17 protein-coding genes are annotated in these 18871 nt (G+C 41.8%); 14 read left to right on the forward strand and 3 right to left on the reverse strand.

Going from position 1 to position 18871, the window contains the following annotated elements; genetic code table 11:
• The first annotated feature begins 4 nt into the window (after nucleotides 1–4).
• The 12 genes from sufB (at nucleotide 5) to OU683_RS04165 (ending at nucleotide 9995) form a co-directional block, all read left to right on the forward strand.
• Complete coding sequence (gene sufB, locus OU683_RS04110; RefSeq protein ID WP_268135500.1) at nucleotides 5–1450, forward strand: Fe-S cluster assembly protein SufB; 1446 nt, start codon at nucleotides 5–7, stop codon at nucleotides 1448–1450.
• Nucleotides 1451–1456: 6 nt separating this feature from the next.
• Nucleotides 1457–1867, forward strand: a complete 411-nt coding sequence (locus OU683_RS04115; RefSeq protein ID WP_268135501.1) for a hypothetical protein — start codon at nucleotides 1457–1459, stop codon at nucleotides 1865–1867.
• A gap of 22 nt (nucleotides 1868–1889) precedes the next feature.
• Complete coding sequence (gene sufC, locus OU683_RS04120; protein ID WP_268135503.1) at nucleotides 1890–2642, forward strand: Fe-S cluster assembly ATPase SufC; 753 nt, start codon at nucleotides 1890–1892, stop codon at nucleotides 2640–2642.
• A 58-nt stretch (nucleotides 2643–2700) separates the two neighbouring features.
• Nucleotides 2701–4014: a Fe-S cluster assembly protein SufD gene (gene sufD / locus OU683_RS04125; protein WP_268135505.1), complete on the forward strand. Its 1314-nt coding sequence runs from the start codon at nucleotides 2701–2703 to the stop codon at nucleotides 4012–4014.
• 20 nt (nucleotides 4015–4034) lie between these two features.
• The gene (locus OU683_RS04130) at nucleotides 4035–5273 is read left to right on the forward strand and encodes an aminotransferase class V-fold PLP-dependent enzyme (protein WP_268135506.1); all 1239 of its coding nucleotides are present in this window, start codon (nucleotides 4035–4037) and stop codon (nucleotides 5271–5273) included.
• Between the two features lie 10 nt (nucleotides 5274–5283).
• Nucleotides 5284–5697: an META domain-containing protein gene (locus OU683_RS04135; RefSeq protein WP_268135508.1), complete on the forward strand. Its 414-nt coding sequence runs from the start codon at nucleotides 5284–5286 to the stop codon at nucleotides 5695–5697.
• A complete protein-coding gene (locus tag OU683_RS04140) occupies nucleotides 5690–6118 on the forward strand; it encodes a SufE family protein (RefSeq protein ID WP_326493543.1) in 429 nt (142 codons plus the stop codon). The genes OU683_RS04135 and OU683_RS04140 overlap by 8 nt, the downstream gene beginning before the upstream one ends.
• 1 nt (nucleotide 6119) lies before the next feature.
• Nucleotides 6120–6443, forward strand: a complete 324-nt coding sequence (locus OU683_RS04145; RefSeq protein ID WP_228913669.1) for an SUF system Fe-S cluster assembly protein — start codon at nucleotides 6120–6122, stop codon at nucleotides 6441–6443.
• A gap of 27 nt (nucleotides 6444–6470) precedes the next feature.
• Nucleotides 6471–6974 carry a DUF2480 family protein gene (locus OU683_RS04150; protein ID WP_268135513.1) on the forward strand — a complete coding sequence of 168 codons (504 nt, stop codon included), beginning with the start codon at nucleotides 6471–6473 and terminating at the stop codon, nucleotides 6972–6974.
• Nucleotides 6975–6976: 2 nt separating this feature from the next.
• The gene (locus OU683_RS04155) at nucleotides 6977–7873 is read left to right on the forward strand and encodes a DUF3078 domain-containing protein (RefSeq protein ID WP_268135515.1); all 897 of its coding nucleotides are present in this window, start codon (nucleotides 6977–6979) and stop codon (nucleotides 7871–7873) included.
• Nucleotides 7874–8000: 127 nt separating this feature from the next.
• Nucleotides 8001–9224 (forward strand): GTPase HflX, encoded by a 1224-nt coding sequence (gene hflX, locus OU683_RS04160; RefSeq protein ID WP_268135516.1) that lies wholly within the window; start codon nucleotides 8001–8003, stop codon nucleotides 9222–9224.
• Nucleotides 9225–9266: 42 nt separating this feature from the next.
• Nucleotides 9267–9995: a hypothetical protein gene (locus tag OU683_RS04165; RefSeq protein ID WP_268135518.1), complete on the forward strand. Its 729-nt coding sequence runs from the start codon at nucleotides 9267–9269 to the stop codon at nucleotides 9993–9995.
• A 189-nt stretch (nucleotides 9996–10184) separates the two neighbouring features.
• Here the strand turns inward: OU683_RS04165 and OU683_RS04170 are convergent, their stop codons facing one another.
• Nucleotides 10185–11738, reverse strand: coding sequence for an NAD(P)/FAD-dependent oxidoreductase (locus tag OU683_RS04170; protein ID WP_268135520.1), 1554 nt, complete (start codon nucleotides 11736–11738; stop codon nucleotides 10185–10187).
• Between the two features lie 144 nt (nucleotides 11739–11882).
• On the opposite strand from OU683_RS04170, the gene OU683_RS04175 reads away from it, so the two are divergent.
• The gene (locus OU683_RS04175) at nucleotides 11883–12290 is read left to right on the forward strand and encodes an ester cyclase (protein WP_268135522.1); all 408 of its coding nucleotides are present in this window, start codon (nucleotides 11883–11885) and stop codon (nucleotides 12288–12290) included.
• A gap of 169 nt (nucleotides 12291–12459) precedes the next feature.
• Nucleotides 12460–14637 carry a S9 family peptidase gene (locus OU683_RS04180; protein WP_268135524.1) on the forward strand — a complete coding sequence of 726 codons (2178 nt, stop codon included), beginning with the start codon at nucleotides 12460–12462 and terminating at the stop codon, nucleotides 14635–14637.
• Between the two features lie 22 nt (nucleotides 14638–14659).
• On the opposite strand, the gene OU683_RS04185 is transcribed toward OU683_RS04180, so the two are convergent.
• Nucleotides 14660–16051: a DUF5689 domain-containing protein gene (locus tag OU683_RS04185; protein WP_268135526.1), complete on the reverse strand. Its 1392-nt coding sequence runs from the start codon at nucleotides 16049–16051 to the stop codon at nucleotides 14660–14662.
• A 4-nt stretch (nucleotides 16052–16055) separates the two neighbouring features.
• Nucleotides 16056–18857, reverse strand: a complete 2802-nt coding sequence (locus OU683_RS04190; protein ID WP_268135529.1) for a carboxypeptidase-like regulatory domain-containing protein — start codon at nucleotides 18855–18857, stop codon at nucleotides 16056–16058.
• Nucleotides 18858–18871 lie beyond the last annotated feature (14 nt).

Here is an 18871-nt window from a genome sequence, read left to right on the forward strand (position 1 = left end):
AAAGATGGCATATACAGAAGATGATTTAAAAAAAGAGCTAGACAATAAAGAGTATAAGTACGGATTCTACACCGATATTGAATCTGATACTTTTCCTGTGGGGCTTAATGAAGATATTGTGCGAGCGATCTCCCTCAAGAAAAATGAGCCGGAGTGGATGACCAACTGGCGCCTTGAAGCTTTTAAGGCCTGGCAGGAAATGATCGAGCCGGAATGGGCGAATGTTCATTATAAAAAACCGAACTTTCAGGACATTTCTTATTATTCTGCGCCTTCAAAAAAGCCAAAATATGATAGTCTTGACGAAGTTGATCCAGAATTACTGGATACCTTCAAAAGATTGGGGATTTCTCTTGATGAGCAGAAAAAGCTTGCAGGGGTGGCGGTAGATGTTGTTATGGATTCTGTTTCTGTAACTACTACCTTCAAAAAAACCCTGGCCGAAAAAGGAATTATTTTCTGTTCGATGAGTGAGGCAATTCAGGAGCACCCAGAGCTTGTCAAAAAACATTTAGGAACTGTAGTGCCTCAAAAAGACAATTTCTATGCTGCTTTAAATTCCGCAGTATTTAGTGATGGTTCTTTTTGTTATATTCCTAAGGGAGTACGATGCCCAATGGAGTTGTCTACTTACTTCAGGATTAACCAGGCCGGGACGGGACAATTTGAAAGAACTCTTGTAGTTGCCGATGAAGGAAGTTATGTAAGTTATCTGGAAGGTTGTACTGCTCCATCAAGGGATGAGAATCAATTGCATGCTGCGGTGGTGGAGCTTATCGCTTTGGATGATGCCGAAATCAAATACTCAACTGTACAGAACTGGTATCCCGGGAATAAAGAAGGAAAAGGCGGAGTTTACAATTTCGTTACCAAGCGTGGTATTTGCGAAAAGAACGCCAAGATAAGCTGGACACAGGTCGAAACCGGGTCGGCAGTGACATGGAAATATCCGAGTTGTATCCTGAAAGGTGATAATTCTGTAGGAGAATTCTACTCTATTGCTGTAACAAATAATTTTCAACAGGCAGATACAGGAACCAAAATGATCCACATTGGGAAGAATACAAAGAGTACGATCATTTCCAAAGGTATTTCTGCAGGGGTTAGCCAGAACAGCTATCGTGGTTTGGTACAGATCAATAGCAAAGCCGAAAATGCACGGAATTTCTCACAATGTGATTCCCTGTTGATGGGCGACAAATGTGGTGCGCATACCTTCCCTTACATTGAGGCCAAAAATAAAACTGCAAGGGTAGAACACGAAGCTACCACGAGTAAAATTGGAGAAGACCAGATATTTTACTGTAACCAGAGAGGAATTGATACTGAAAAAGCTATTGCCCTTATTGTTAACGGTTTCAGCAAAGAAGTATTGAATAAATTACCAATGGAATTTGCGGTTGAAGCGCAAAAGCTACTGGAAATTTCCCTTGAAGGCTCTGTAGGATAAGGAACTATGAAGAAGATTTATTTTTCATTACTGGCTGTTTTGTTCATGTTTACGGGATGTGGCGAAGATTCTACCCCCGAAGATACAGAACAGGAAGTTGTAGTTGTGAAAGACAGCATCCCTACAATAAAAGGGGATTTCATCTTTCTGGCAGACGCAGCAGTTATCAAAGGGAAAGATTTTATTTACGGAGTGGAGATGGATTCTATAAGCCGAAAGCTGGCCGATAGTGTTGCTTTTTTCAAAAGAGATGAATTCGATATGGTCCCCGTGACCGTGAAGGCAAAAATATTACAGAATCCCGGGCAACAAGGTTGGGAAGAGTTGGTGCAGATCAAGGAGATCCTGGAGATATCTGCAAGAATTCCAGACTCTGCAACTGCACCAAAAGTTAAAAAAGACATAGACAAACCCTGAGATTTCAGGAAATATAGAAATTATGCTTAAAATAAAGAATTTACACGCCAAAGTAGAAGGTCTTAAAATATTAAAAGGTATAGATCTCGAAATTAATGCGGGAGAAATACATGCTATTATGGGACCTAACGGTTCAGGAAAAAGTACGCTTTCTTCTGTTATCGCAGGGAAAGAAGAATATGAAGTGACCCGTGGAGAGATCATTTTTGAAGGGGAAGAACTTACCGAGTTTGATCCTGAAGAAAGGGCACATAAAGGTGTTTTTCTTTCTTTTCAATATCCCGTAGAAATCCCGGGAGTAACGGTAACCAACTTTATGCGTACCGTGATCAACGCGAACAGAAAGGCCAAAGGTCTTAAAGATATGCCCGCGAATGAGATGCTGAAGAAAATTCGTGAAAAATCTGAACTTTTAGAGATCGACCGCAAATTCCTGTCACGTTCACTTAACGAAGGATTTTCGGGAGGGGAAAAGAAAAGGAATGAGATCTTCCAAATGGCAATGCTAGAGCCAAAACTGGCTATTCTTGACGAAACAGATTCAGGTTTGGATATCGATGCGCTTCGCATCGTGGCCAATGGGGTCAATAAATTAAGAAGGCCAGATAATGCCACACTGGTGATCACTCACTACCAAAGACTTCTCGATTATATTATTCCTGACTTTGTGCACGTGATGCTTGACGGGAAGATCGTAAAATCTGGCGGAAAAGAACTGGCTTACGAGTTGGAAGAAAAAGGTTACGACTGGATCAAGGAAGAAGTAGGAGCGTAAGAACGCAGCAGAAAAACCTTTTAATTTTCCCTTTTTTGGGGAGTAAGAAAAAAGAACAATGGAGTTAAAAGATAAATTATTATCCTCATTTCTGGCTTTTGAAGAGAATGTGGACATGCATACAGATATCCACGAAATAAGAAGCCGGGCGATCAAGGATTTTGAGGAAATGGGATTTCCTACCAAAAAGCAGGAAGCCTGGAAATACACCTCGTTAAACAAGGTTTTGAAGCACGATTATACCGTGTTTCCAAAGAAAGAGGACACCATTGATTACCGGGATGTTGAGAAATATTTTATTGATGACATCGATACATATAAGATCGTGTTTATCGATGGGATCTATGCTTCTCATCTCTCGGCAACTACACATGAGAAGATCGATGCCTGTTTGATGTCTTCTGCATTGAACAGTTCGAAGTACAAGCCAATTATTGACAATTACTTCAATACAGTGGCACCAAAAGAAAGCCTTACCTCGCTTAATACAGCTTTTTCAAGGGAAGGTGCTTTTATCAATATTCCCAAGAACACCATGGCCGATAAGCCAATCCAGGTGATCAATTTTTCCACGGGAAATGAGTCGGCCCTTTTAGTACAGCCAAGAAACCTGATTGTTGTAGGAGAAAATTCGCATGTACAGATTATCGAGAGGCACCAAAGTCTTACAGATCATCCGGTCCTTACGAATTCTGTAACCGAGATCTATGCCGATAAACGTGCTATTGTGGATTATTACAAAATCCAAAATGACAATCACCAGGCTTCATTGATCGATAATACATTTATTGAACAGCACAGAGAAAGTAATTGTTCTGTTCATACCTTCTCTTTCGGGGGTAATCTTACCCGCAACAACCTGAACTTTTATCAAAAAGGTGAGCGCATAGATTCCACCCTTAAAGGAATAACAGTAATTGGAGAAAAACAACATGTAGACCACAATACACTAGTGCACCACATGGAGCCAAACTGTGAAAGTCATCAGGATTATAAAGGTGTTTTCGCAGAATCTTCAACAGGGGTTTTCAACGGAAAGATTATTGTGAACAAGGAGGCTCAAAAAACAAATGCTTTTCAAGCTAACAACAACATTCTGCTGGATGATAAGGCAACCATTAACTCAAAACCACAGCTGGAAATCTTTGCCGATGATGTGAAGTGTAGCCATGGATGTACCATTGGACAACTCGACGATGATTCCTTATTCTATCTTCGATCCCGTGGGGTTCCTTTAAAAGAAGCAAGAGCCTTATTAATGTACGCCTTTGCAAATAATGTATTAGAGAGTGTAAAAATTCCTGAACTTAAAACCAGGATCACAAAAATTATTGCTTTAAAACTTGGCGTAAATGTAGGCTATAGCCTCTAACGATATTAAACCCATTTTTAATGAAAGTTGCCTCTACCAGAACTAATTTTGATGTCGAAACTATCCGCAAGGATTTTCCCATTCTCTCACGCGAGGTGAATGGAAAACCTCTGGTATATTTCGATAACGCGGCAACCTCTCAAACTCCGCAGCAGGTAATAAACGCTATTGTAGACTACTACACGCGCTATAATGCCAATATCCACCGTGGAGTGCATACCCTCTCACAAGAAGCTACAGATGCTTATGAGCAGGCAAGGGTTAAAGTGCAAAAACATTTTAATGCCGCTCAATCTCATGAAATCATTTTTACTTCGGGAACAACCCATGCGATCAATCTTGTCGCTAGTGGATTTTCCTCGCTTCTAAAGGAAGGTGAGGAGATTATAGTTTCGGCCCTGGAACATCACAGCAATATAGTACCGTGGCAAATGCTCTGCGAAAGAACCGGAGCAAAGCTAAAGGTTATTCCTATGAATGACGATGGTACGCTCAACATGAAGGAGTATGAAAAACTTCTTTCAGAAAAAACAAAGCTGGTTTTTGTAAATCACGTATCCAATGCCTTAGGCACTATTAATCCTGTTGAGGAAATTATCGACAAAGCTCATGGTGTAGGCGCTGCTGTCCTATTGGATGGCGCCCAGGCGGCACCACATATAAAAGCAAATGTCCAGGAGTTGGATGTGGATTTTTATGTTGTCTCTGCTCACAAGATGTGTGGACCTACAGGGGTAGGTATGCTTTACGGAAAAGAAGAATGGTTAAAAAAACTTCCTCCCTACCAGGGAGGAGGTGAAATGATCGCGACCGTGACCTTTGAAAAGACAACCTACGCCGATCTTCCTCACAAGTTTGAAGCCGGCACACCCGACATCTGCGGCGGGATTGCTTTTGGAGCCGCTTTAGACTACATGAATTCCATAGGTTTTGAAAACATAGCTTCCTATGAACATGAATTACTGGAATATGCCACAGAGAAGCTTCAGGAAATAGAAGGCTTGAGAATTTATGGCACTTCCGCAGAAAAAACTGCAGTGATCTCTTTTAACATTTGCGATATTCATCCCTATGACATCGGGACCATTATAGATAAACTGGGAATAGCAGTAAGAACCGGCCACCACTGCGCCCAACCGGTTATGGATTATTATAAAATTCCGGGAACAGTAAGAGCTTCTTTTTCCTTTTACAATACTAAAGAAGAGATCGATATTTTTGTGGAGGCCGTAAAAAGGGCTAAAAATATGCTATCCTAATTTACGGGTTATGAAACAAATCCTGTTTTTAGTTTGCTCTCTGATTTTGTTTTCCTGTGCGAATACCGCAGATACGGTAACAGAAGAAATTTTGCTGGGAGAATACAGGGTGATAGAAATTGATGTCGAACAATCTCTTGAAAATGAAATAATTTTCGATTTTAGCCCTGTAGGTAACAGGGTATCAGGGAATACGGGATGTAATAGATTTTCAGCTAATTACAGTCAACAGGGAAACAACCTTGAGTTTTCTACCCCTATGAATACCAGAAAGTACTGCAAGGGAAAAATGGAAGTGGAGAAACAAATTCTTTCTTCTCTTGAAAAGGCTTCCAGGCTGGATCGCAATGGTAAGGAAATTGTGGTTTATTCCAGTAATAACATACCTTTAATGACCTTAATTAAAATTGAGCATAGTGAGTAATAATATCAAAGAAATACAGAACGAGATTGTTGATGAGTTCGAAATGTTTGACGACTGGATGCAGCGGTATGAACATATGATCGAACTTGGAAAGTCACTTCCGCTTATAGAAGAAAAGTACAAGACAGAAGAAAACCTGATAAAGGGTTGCCAGAGCAAAGTGTGGGTTCATGCTGAACTCGAAGGCGACCGATTAATTTTTACGGCCGATAGTGATGCAATAATAACCAAAGGAATTATTGCTATTCTTATCCGGGCATATTCAAATCAACATCCTAAAGACATCATAGATGCCGATACGGCGTTTATTGATGAAATAGGACTAAAAGAACACTTGTCACCAACCCGGGCCAATGGGCTGGTAAGCATGATTAAGCAGTTAAAAATGTATGCTGTTGCATATCAAACGCAATTGAATTAAAATGGAACACGCACAGAATTCAGAAGTTTTGGGAGAAAAAATCGTAACGGTTTTAAAAACCATTTACGATCCCGAAATCCCTGTTGACATATACGAACTTGGATTGATCTATGACGTTATGGTAAACGAGGACAACGAGATCAAGATCCTTATGACTCTTACAACTCCAAACTGCCCTGTAGCCGAATCGCTACCCATGGAAGTTGAGGAAAGGGTTAAATCCATGAATGAGGTAAAGGATTGTGAAGTAGAGATCACTTTTGATCCTCCATGGACCCAGGACCTTATGAGTGAAGAAGCCAAGCTCGAACTTGGAATGCTCTAATTAAACAGTAATTTTCTAACAACTTTTATGGCCGAAGAAATTGTAAACCGAATAGCCAACAGTAAACTTGTTACTATTGACCTGGAAGATTATTATCCTGTAGGCGAACGCGTGGTTTTCGACATAAAAGACTGGCTTTTGGAAGGTTTCGTTCTTAGGGAAAAGGATTTTAGAGCGACTGCTAAAGCTTACAACTGGTCCCGGTTTGAGGGAAAATATGTGGCTCTAACTTGCTCAAGTGACGCCATTATTCCCGGGTGGGCTTATATGCTGCTAAACACTTACTTGGCCCCTGTTGCCAAAAAAGTTGTGGTAGGCAATCTTGAAATGCTCGAAACCGTACTCTACACCGAAATTTTACAGGAACTTGACGTGACAAAATATGAGGGAGCACCGGTTATTATTAAAGGCTGTTCCAGGAGACCTGTTCCTCAAAATGCCTATCTTCAATTAATATCAAAACTTCAGCCGGTAGCCAGAAGCATTATGTACGGCGAAGCTTGTTCTTCTGTTCCACTTTATAAAAAATAAATATGAAGAGAGTTCTACTTTCAGTTTTCATTTTTATAGGATTTTTTGCCAATGCCCAGGAAAAAGGGGAGGCCGAAGAACAGAAGGAAGGATGGACTACAGAAGGGAATATTCAACTCCTGTTTAACCAGTCAGCTTTTAATAAAGAATGGGCCGGCGGAGGAACTTCCAGTCTTGCGGGAAATCTCACTTTTGATTACAGCTTCAATTACTTGATGGATGATATTACCTGGGATAACAAAGTCTGGGCAACCTACGGACTTACAAAGGTAAAGACCGATGAATTTATAAGGAAGACCAATGACAGGTTTGAAATAAATTCTATTGTGGGAAAACAGATCAAAGAAACCAATTGGTTCTATTCATTTTTCGCACATTTCCAATCGCAGTTTGACAGCGGTTATGTTTTTTCTGAAGACCCCGACACAGGAGAGATCACCCGCACCGAAACCTCCCATTTTTTCTCCCCGGCCTATTTAAAAGCAGGACCCGGTATTGGATGGCATAAAAGCGATGATCTGCATTTTAATATAGCACCTGCAACTTCGCGGTTCATATTTGTAGATGGTGATTTCACCAATGCCCCGGGATATGTGGATGGAAGTTATTACGGAGTTGATAAAGGAGAAACCATGCGGTTTGAATTTGGTGCCTCTTTAACGGGATATGGAAAATTCAAACTAATCGAAAACGTCATTTTGGAAAACACTCTTAGTCTTTACTCAAATTATCTCGATAAGCCGGGAAATATTGATCTCGACTATTTAATGAATCTCAATATGAGTATCAATAAATTCCTGTCGGCCAACCTTATTTTTCAGGCGATCTACGATGATAACACTATAGGAGCTTTCCAGATTAGAGAGGTTTTTGGAGCCGCGGTCACCTACAATTTTTAATTTCTTCAGGAACAAAAGCATATCGATCTCAGGAGCCAATTTTGGCTAATGTTTAAGACGGCTGTTTTAATCATGCCTGTACTTGTAGCGCATATTTATGTAACTTTGTTGGAATAGCCAATCTTTTATGTTAGAAAAAAACGATTTAGAATACGAAAAGGTAGTTTTAATCGGGATCGTCACCCGGGAGCAGAATGAAGAAAAGCTCGAAGAATATCTTGACGAACTGGAGTTTTTAACCTACACCGCAGGAGGAGAAGTAGTGAAACGCTACACCCAAAAAATGGAGCGTCCAGATCCTAAAACTTTTATTGGTTCTGGAAAGATGGAAGAAGTGCGGGCCTATGTCTCAGAACATGAAATAGGGACTGCAATTTTTGATGATGAACTCTCCCCTGCCCAACAGAAAAATATTGAAAAGATCCTCAACTGTAAGGTACTGGACAGGACCAATCTTATCCTGGATATCTTTGCCCAGCGTGCCACAACCAGTTATGCACGTACACAGGTAGAACTGGCTCAATACCAATATTTACTACCCCGTCTCGCCGGGATGTGGACCCACCTCGAGCGTCAACGTGGAGGTATTGGAATGAGAGGACCCGGGGAAACAGAGATAGAAACCGATAGACGTATTGTTCGTGATAAGATCGCTCTTTTAAAGAAAAAGCTTGAAACCATTGATAAGCAGATGGAAGTTCAACGTGGCAACCGTGGCCAGCTGGTAAGAGTAGCTTTGGTTGGATATACCAACGTTGGAAAATCTACTTTAATGAACGTGATAAGCAAGAGTAAAGTCTTTGCTGAAAATAAACTATTTGCGACTCTGGATACAACGGTGCGTAAAGTTGTGATAAGAAACCTGCCATTCCTGCTAACAGATACTGTAGGATTCATTAGGAAATTACCTACACAATTAGTCGAATCCTTTAAATCAACACTGGACGAAGTAAGGGAAGCAGATCTTTTGCTGCACGTAGTAGATATTTCGCATCCACAATTCGAGGATCATATTGCTTCTGTAAACCAGATCCTGGCTGAGATCAAAAGCGCCGAAAAACCTGTCCTTATGGTTTTCAATAAGATTGACGCTTATGAAGCCGAAAAGATCGAAGAGGACGACCTAATGACCGAAAAAACCAGCTCTCATAATACTTTAGCCGAATGGAAAAATACCTGGATGAACCGTCTGGGTGACAATGTTCTCTTCATTTCTGCCCTCAATAAGGAGAATTTGGAGGAATTCCGTAAGAAGTTATACGAAGCAGTTCGCGAGATACACATTACACGGTTCCCTTATAATAATTTTCTTTATCCCGAGTACGACACCTACACTGACGAAGAAGAATAATTTCTGAAAAATCAGTAATTTTGAGAAGCTAAATTACTGAATATGAAAAGCCTGATTCTTTTTTCAATGCTATTGTTTTTTGCAATGGCGACTGCACAGGACCTGGAGGGTTCGTGGCAACTCATGGAAATTAACGATCAACCTGTAAGTGATCGGGAGACAGTAAGAATTTATATGGATGGCTACTTTGCCCAGGGCGCCCGTGAAACCGAAACCAACAAATTCATAAGTGCTCTTGGAGGTGAATACACTATGGATGATTTCTACAAGGAGACCTACGACTTTGATACAGCAGACACAAATAACCTTGGGAAAACCCGCACTTTTGAGCCTGTTGAAATTCGTCAAAATATGCTTATTCTTACAGCCGAAGACGGCACAACTTCAACCTGGAAGCGCATTTCAAAAAAGAATAATGATCTTGCCGGAAACTGGGTGATCACAGGAAAACAAAGGAGCGGCGAATTGAGTCGCAGCACCCCCGGAGCTCGAAGAACCATAAAGATCCTGGGTGGCGAAAGATTTCAATGGGTGGCATTTAATTCCGATACCGGCGAATTCTTTGGAACCGGCGGTGGCACCTATAAAGCAGAGGACGGAAAATACATTGAGAACATAGAATTTTTCTCAAGAGACGACAGCCGCGTGGGAGCCAGTCTGGACTTTGAGTATGATATAAAAAACGGTGAATGGCATCACAGGGGAAAGAGTTCTAAAGGTGATCCTATCTATGAGATCTGGTCTCCTTATGCAGAGGCTTATAAGAAGTAAATTTTTAATAAGATTTGTGACTCCAAGAGCCAAGACAGATAAAGAACAGATGAGATATGCTTTATTATCAGTTATCACACCTGTGGCCGAAATCTTTTAAGAAATTTTCCAGACCTAAATGTGAAAACCAAAAATCAGGCAGGTTCACTTTTAGTCTTGGCTCTTGCATCTTGGCTCCACTTTCTTTTTTTATCCCATTGCCAGAACAGCTTTTTCAGCACATTTCTCTCCGTCAATAGCTGCTGAAACAATTCCGCCTGCATATCCTGCACCTTCCCCACAGGGATAAAGACCTTTGATCTGAACATGTTCCAGGGTTTCCCTATCTCTTGGGATTCTCACCGGGGAAGATGTTCTTGATTCGGTCGCATGCACAACAGCTTCATTGGTAAAATATCCCTTCATGCTTTTCCCAAACTCTATAAATCCCTTCTGAAGGCTTTCATATACGAATCCAGGCAATACTTCTCCCAGTTCAACTGAAGCGATCCCCGGTTTATAGGAAGTCTCGGGTAGAGAAGAAGATATCTTCCCGCTGCTGAAATCTACCAACCGTTGAGCGGGTGCTGTCTGGGTTTTTCCTCCGGCTATCCAAGCCTTTTTCTCCACTTCCTGCTGAAACTTAAGAGCTGCCAACGGAGAGTCTCCAAAAATGGCAAAATCTGAAGGTTTTATTTCCACCACAATCCCCGAGTTGGCAGTGGCCTGATCCCTTTTACTGGGGGACCAGCCATTAGTCACGATCTCTCCCGGGGAAGTCGCACAGGGCGCAATAATCCCGCCGGGGCACATGCAGAAGGAATAAACGCCCCTGCCCTTCACCTGTTTTACGATGCTGTATGAAGAGGGAGGTAAAAACTCTCCCCTATTTGCAGTGTGGTACTGAATTTGGTCGATCAAAGCCTGTGGATGTTCCACTCTTACTCCCAGAGCAAAAGGTTTGGCTTCAATAAAGATCTTTTTATTGTAAAGCAGGGTAAAAATATCCTTGGCAGAATGACCTGTGGCTAAAATGAGTTTTTTGGCAACTATTTTCCTGCCATCCATTAGTACAACTCCCGCAATCTCTTCATTTTGCAAAAGGATATCTGTAACACGGGAATTAAAAAGAACTTCTCCGCCGTGATCTATAATAGTTTTTGTGATATCCTGGATAATTGCAGGTAACTTATTAGTGCCGATATGCGGGTGCGCCTCCACCAGGATTTGATTTGTAGCACCAAAGGCAACCAGCAGCTCTAAAATGCGATTTACGTCTCCCCTTTTCTTGCTCCTGGTGTAAAGCTTACCATCAGAATAAGTGCCTGCACCACCCTCTCCAAAACAGTAATTGGAATCCTGATCTACAACGTGCTCAATATTTAACTTTTTGAGATCCCTGCGGCGGGCGCGAACATCCTTTCCCCTCTCGACCACAATTGGTTTCTTGCCCAGTTCAATACAGCGCAAAGCAGCAAAGAGTCCGGCAGGTCCTGCCCCGACTATTATAATCTCTTCGGCATTAGAAACATCTTTATATTCGGGAGTTGTGATCTTTTTTTCCTCAAAATCTTCCTGCAGGTATACCTGCACCTTCAGGTTCACCTTAATGTTTCTTTGCCGTGCATCAATACTTCTCTTTAAAACCTCCACATGGGTGATTTCATTAATGGGAAGCCCATACTGTTTGGCTACAAAGTGTTTTACGGCCTCGGTATTTCCGGCAGTTTCAGGAGATACCTGGAAAGAAAATTCTTGTTGCATGGATATTCATTAGCGGGTGCAAATATAAGACTTGGAAATCTAAACTTTGGGAAAGGAGGAAGAACTCCTCCAACAAATATTTCATCTACGGTGAAACGTTTGAGTACCTTCCTCGTCTTATACTCACGAATTAAAACATTGATCATGAACCAACAGGAACAAAATAAAAGAATAGTTGAAGCTTATGTAAACGCTTTTAACGCCGGAGAAATGGAAAAATTAGCTGCTCTGTTTTCACCGAAAGCCGAGATCCAGGGAGTTTTAGGAAAAGGGCTTATAGATAAGGTGATGCCCATTTGGAGACAACTCGTGGAGGGACTGGGGATGCAACTGAAGATCGAAGAGTTGTGTGCTGAAGGGGATATAGTTGCAGCAAGATACACCGAGACAGGAACTTTTAAAGGACCATTTATGGGAAATGAACCTACCGGGAAATCCTATGAGCTTGTTGCCATGGAATGGTTTACAATTAAGGATGATCTCATCATCCGCCGGTGGGGCGCAAGAGATGGAGCATCACAAGCGAGACAGCTGGGGCTTCCGCTGAAATAGATTTAACTGCTTCAGAAGAGCCGGGAAAGTCCTAAGCGGAAAATGCAATTTTACCATAAGATCTGCTTTAAAACTTGAAGATCGGGTACAATTTTCCTGTAGATTATAAGAAATTGGAAATAAATTTGCAAATTAGCAGCAGTAACATCCCATTAACAATCTTAGCGGTATGAAAAAATTTCAGTTATTAATAGTATTCCTGCTGGTGGGCTTCCAGAATCTTTCCGCCCAGGTCGTTGTTCAAAAAGGAGTTTCCGCTTCAAATTATTCCGAAGCGCCGGATGTGATACAGAAGGATTCAGTTCTCAGTATTCACGGCCACACCCGCACCGATCCTTACTTTTGGATGAGGCTTACAGATGAACAGAAAATAGCCGAAAGTCCCGATGAGCAAACTCAGAAGGTACTGGCCTATTTGAATGCTGAAAATACCTACACCGAAGAAGTAATGGGGGACACAGAGCATTTGCAGGAAAAATTGTTCAAAGAAATTGTTGGCCGCATAAAACAAACAGATGAGTCTGTACCTTATTTCAAGAATGGCTACTGGTATTATACCAGGTATGAAGAAGGTAAGGAATATCCAATCTACGCCCGCAAAAAGGGAAGTATGGATGCAAAGGAAGAGATCCTTATCAATGCCAATGAAAGAGCTAAAGGTCATGATTACTATGCAGTGAACGGCCTGGAGGTAAGTCCTGACAATAAAATTCTGGCTTTTGGAGAAGACACACTTAGCCGCCGGGTCTACCACATTCAATTCCTGAACCTGGAGACCGGGGAAATGTTGAATGACAAACTTGATAACACCACCGGTAGCGGCGCCTGGGCCAACGATAATAAAACATATTTCTATACAACCAAGAATAAGGTTTCCCTGCTTTCCGAAAAAATCCTAAGACACACCCTGGGAGAGGAAAATACTGAAGATGACCTGGTTTACGAAGAAAAAGATCCTTCTTTTTACATAGGGGTAGACAAATCAAAGTCTGATGAATATGTGATCATCAACACGCGCAGTACTCTTGCCAACGATCATTATATTCTTAAAGCCGATGATCCTAACGGGGAGTTTCAACAATTCACACCTCGTGAAGAAGACCTGGAATACAGTATTGAACATTACAAAGATAAATTCTACGTGGTGACAAATCTTGATGCAAAGAACTTCAGGCTCATGGAAACTCCCAAAGATAACACGGCTAAGGAAAACTGGGAGGAAGTAATTCCTCACCGCGAAAATGTTCTCCTGCAGGATATCGAGGTTTTTGAAAATTACCTGGTGGTCAATGAAAGGGGTAATGCTTTAACTCAAATTCGCGTAATTGATCAGGAATCAGGAGAAGAGCATTATCTTAAATTTGATGAGCCGGCATATGTAGCTTTCTTTTCTATCAATCCCGAGTTTGAGACCAACAAACTACGCTATATGTATTCCTCTTTTACCACGCCCCTTTCAACAGTAGAATACAATATGGAAACAAGAGAGAAGGATGTTTTAAAAGTAGAGGAAGTTGTGGGAGGCCATGATCCCGAAGATTATGTAACCGAGAGATTCTTTGCTGAAGCAAGGGATGGAGCTCATGTTCCTGTTACTATGGTCTACAAAAAAACCACCGAAAAGAGTGATTATACTCCGCTGTTATTGTATGCTTACGGTTCTTATGGCTCTTCTATGGATCCTTTCTTCAATTCCGCAATTTTAAGCCTGCTGGACCGCGGATTCATCTTTGCCACTGCGCATGTGCGCGGCGGTCAGGATATGGGCCGGGAATGGTACGAGGAAGGTAAAATGTTCAAGAAGAAAAATACTTTCACCGATTTTATTGACGTGGCCGAACATCTTATTGAAAATAACTACACTTCTCCCGAACATCTTTATGCCAAGGGCGGAAGTGCCGGTGGCCTTCTAATGGGAGCGGTAGTCAACATGGCTCCCGAAAAGTTTAATGGTGTTATAGCCGGTGTCCCATTTGTAGATGTAATCTCAACCATGATGGATGAAACCATTCCTCTCACCACCAACGAGTTTGATGAATGGGGAAATCCAAAGAACAAGAAAAGTTACGACTACATGCTATCCTACTCTCCCTACGACAATGTTGCTGAACAAGATTATCCTCACATGCTGGTTACGACGGGCTTATTCGATTCACAGGTACAGTATTGGGAACCTGCAAAATGGGTAGCCAAATTAAGGGATAAAAAGACAGATGACAACCTGCTTTTACTGGATACCAATATGGAAGCGGGTCACGGCGGTGCCTCCGGAAGATTTGAACGCTACAAAGAGACAGCTCTCGAATACGCTTTTCTGCTGAAGCTGGAAGGCATGGTAGAAGATTAATTTCTGAATAGTTTCTGCAGAATTAATCTGCAGAAACTATTACATCATCCAGTTCATAAACCCCATTGTAGTAGGTATGATCGCTACCGGTGTACCGGAAGGCTATATAACCTTTGCCTTCTATGCAGGAAAGGTCCACAAGGCCGGAGGAGATCCAATCGCCAAAGAAATCATTATTCTGCGCAATATAGGCGGCAGAAAGTATATTCCATTCTGCCTTTAAAAGATTTTCCTCCACTCCATCCCAGTCGGTCGAAATCAGTACTTCCATAAAACTGCCATTGGCTAAACTGGTAGAGGTTTTAAAGCTAAGTGCCTCCCCGTTATTAGAATCAAAATTTATCTTGGGAGTGATCAACCAGCTAAGACTGCGAACATCTCCAGAACCTGAAGGTCTCATCCTGGCCGATCGTCCCAGCGAAGCATTTGCTCCTTTTGCGGTATAGGCTTCCCATGGTCGGGAGCCCTCCTGGATAATATTCTTCCAGCCTTTGCCTTCAACCGGCTTGTTATTCCTTTGAGAGCTAAAGTCATCCTCGAATAAGATTTTATTCCCACTTTGAGAAGCCAGGCCACAGTCGACAACTTTTGGATCACATCTTAAATTTGTACTCAATTCGATATCTCCCGGATAGTTCACGTATATCGTATAGAACTCATCATAGAAGTCACGCGTTAAAATTCCACTCACATTTCCCGAACCCTTAGGAAGTTTCAAAGCTGCAAAGTCGGCATAAGTACTGGTGCTAAGGATAAAAGGAAAATCTCCCGTGCAGCTCTCCACCAGTCTTTCCCCGTCAAACTCATCATTCTCTTCGGCCGCATAGGTACCAGGTTTTTCAGGATTCGTTAAAAGCTTATTGAATTGAACATTGTTGATCATGACAAAAAGATTTTCCAGCCCGTCATTAAATTCTGAAGCCTGGATGATCTTTGGATTAATTTCAGCTACTTCAGAACTTCTGTAGATATGCCGTGACACATTCGACTGGGGAATATTCACTATTTGGTTACCTTCGGCCACCCCTAAGGCCGCCACCCCATTTACCTGGCCCACACTAAGACCTTTAAGGTTTATATGAATCTTTCTTCCGAAGTTGAAAAACTGGTAATAAGAAGTCATGTTGAGTTTTATATTTATTCCTGCGGTTGGATTGTGAGGTTTATCCTGCACTACCATTTCCTTATAAAAATTACCCGCCTCGTCGCTGGAAACTACATACGCCTCGAGAACAAGGTCCTTATCAAAAGTCACCAACCTTTCGGGATCTTGAAAATGTAAACCCAAAACCGCAGGAAGATCCATATTGGTTTCTACAGCAAGTTCAAAGTTTTCCCCGGGTGCTGCATGATCATCTTCGGGTGCACACGCAACCAAAATCAGGAGGCTCAGAAATGGTAAAATTCTTTTCATTTTTTCAGAATCTATAGTAAACATGGGCATAGTAGGTGGTACCGGGTCCAAACCAGTATTTTGATCCAAAAACAGGCTGCACTCTTTCCATATCGGCCTTAAGAAGGGCATAGTTGACATTTCGGGATTGCTCATAGCCACCGGTTTTATATGTAGAATCAAGTATATTGTTTAAGCTGCCAAAAAAACCTACGAATCTGTTCTTCAGCCTCCAGGATTTCCCGCCTACGATATTGACCAGCATATAGCTTTCAAATTCCTCCTGTCGCAAAAGGCTTTGGGCAATACTTTCATCATAGTGGACAAAAGGAAAGCCGTCCACATCAGATTTAAAGTTGCGGGTTCTGGGGAGGGGTGCCACATCAATGAATGTTTTTGAAAAGAAATTTGCAGAAGCTGAAATCCACCAGTAATCCGGGTCCCTGTATTCAAATCCTGCCTGGATTGCCTGCTGCGGACCACCGGAAAGCCGGTAATCTTTAAGAGCTGCCTTTCCCATGTGCCTAACCTCGGTAAAATCATCGGAGGTTAAATACACTTCAGGATCACTATTGAAGATATATTCTCCAACAGAGCCGGCAGTGCGCAGTTTCAACGTACTCGTTAACGGTATTTCAAGACCAAATTCAAGTCCAATATGCCTTTTATCCATTCCGGTCATTATTTCCTGGACAAAAGCATTTGTAACCTCTCTTCCAGATCCCGAGAGACCATCGGCATAATAAAAAGAAACCTCGGTTGCATCCTCAAAAGTGCCGTAAAAACCGGTAATTCTTCCGGTAAGAAAAGGTGCCCGTATAGTATACCCGGCATCGGCGGTGAAGATTTTTTCATTTTCCAGACCAAAAACAATATCATTATTTTGCCGTGCATTCGAAAAGCTGTTGCGAAGCGAAGGTGGCTTGGTAAAACCGGTCAAATTGGTTGTGAGATAATGTCTGCCGGTGATCTTATAGGTAAATCCCGCCTTTGCACCATAATTCCCAAAGTTGACCGGGTCGCTTTCACCCAGAGAATTATCGGGAAAATTTCCGTTTTGAAAGTAGCCGGTTCGCTGGTATGAAATGGCAGAACCCTGGCCAGCGAAATAAGCTTCTATTCTTTTAAATCTGAATTCTGCCTGGAGGAATCCTCCCCCGCTTGTAGCATTAATTCCATAATGGTATTTAAAAATGTCATTTTCGGCTACTAAATTATTTTGGTTTTGAAGGTCATTTTGAGCCTGAGTACCTTCTGAAAAAGAATCCACATCAAGAAAAGAGGCAGCTCCAAAAAGATCAAGAACCGATGCGAAATTTTCACTTCTAAGCTGCCGAAAATTCAGAGCTCCCGAAACTACCGCATGGGAAGATACGGTATACCGGAAATTGGATCCCGCAGTAAGTTGTCTGTCATCTGTCCTGTCCTCATACAATGCATAAATAGCGTTGCCACCTAAAGTTGCAGCTACTTCATTAGCCCGGTACAGCTCCTCCCAGTTCAATTGGCCATTGTCGCGAAAATCCTGCTCGGCCAGGTAAGCTCCCCTAAAATCAGGACTGTTTTCAGATCTTAGGTAGTAGGATGGCAGGTTCTGGTAATATGCAGGATCTGGATTACTGCCGCCGCCCATGAAAATAGTTTGAGAATCTGCCTCATACAAGCGGCTACCTCCATAATCAATCCTGCTATTCCCTGTCTTCCCAAAATGATAAGCTACACTGGAACTAATTTCTAAATCTTTGGAAGGTTTCCAATAATAGTTGAGCATTAGAACCGGCTCTTCCACAACCTTTATCCTTGAGTTTCTAATTTCCCCGTTCTGCCAGCCCCAATATGAATTATACCTGTGGCCCTTTAATTCATATACCTCCTGAGTATTGGGGGAATTCTTCCCCCTTTCATTTGGCGTGTAGAACCCGGTAAAATTAAGGCTGTGTGAATCATCAAACTTTTTTTCGACTGAAGCGAAAAAAGAATTGGCATCATAACTACTTCCTTCCATATAACTTTGTTTGGCATACCTTCTTGACAGCGACAAAGAATAAGCCCAGCCTGAAGGGAGTAACCCACTGTGATAGCTTCCCATTGACCTTCCCGAATAAGACCTGTTTGCCATAGCATAGGAAAATTTGCCTCCGTTTTGATATTGAGAGGCTCTCATAATGATATTAGTTGTACCTGCGGGACCGCCGAAGGAAACGTCTGAAGGCGTGGTGCTATTTGAAAATTCCTGGTTTCTCTGTACATCATTTAAACCTCCCCAGTTGCTCCATAAAGGCCTTCCATTGAAGATCTTATTCATTTCCAAACCGTTTATAAGTACTTTTCCATATTCACTGTCGTAGCCACGCGGTCTAAAAAAGGTGGGACTAAAATCAAAGGCTGCAGCATTTAGAAATACATCTTTGGAAGCCTGTAAGAGGCCCGAAATATTTGCAAAACCTCCATCTTCATCCAGTTCATGATCGGCCAGTGAAATAATTTCAGTTTGTCGCTGCATTTCGGGAAGGTTAAGTTGCAGCACAATTTCACCCAGATCAATGTCTTTAGAAAAAATCTTAATCGGAAAATGTTTATCCAAAAAGCCATTTTTGGAGAGAGTAAGGATCTGCTCTCCCTGCGGAAGGGATTCAGAAAAGATAAAGATTCCATCAGGATCTGTAAATTTTTCCAGAGTAGTATTAGAAAGCCGGACAGAAACACCATATACAGGTTTTCCTGACACCTTATCAATCACAACACCTGAAAGGCTCTGGCTAAAAGCAGCAGAAACCGAAAATAAGATTAAAGGAAATAAAATCCTCCCAAAAGAAAATATTTTCATAATTCATTACAAGG

Origin of the sequence: Salinimicrobium sp. TH3, assembly GCF_026676115.1 — a bacterium.
Lineage (GTDB): Bacteria > Bacteroidota > Bacteroidia > Flavobacteriales > Flavobacteriaceae > Salinimicrobium.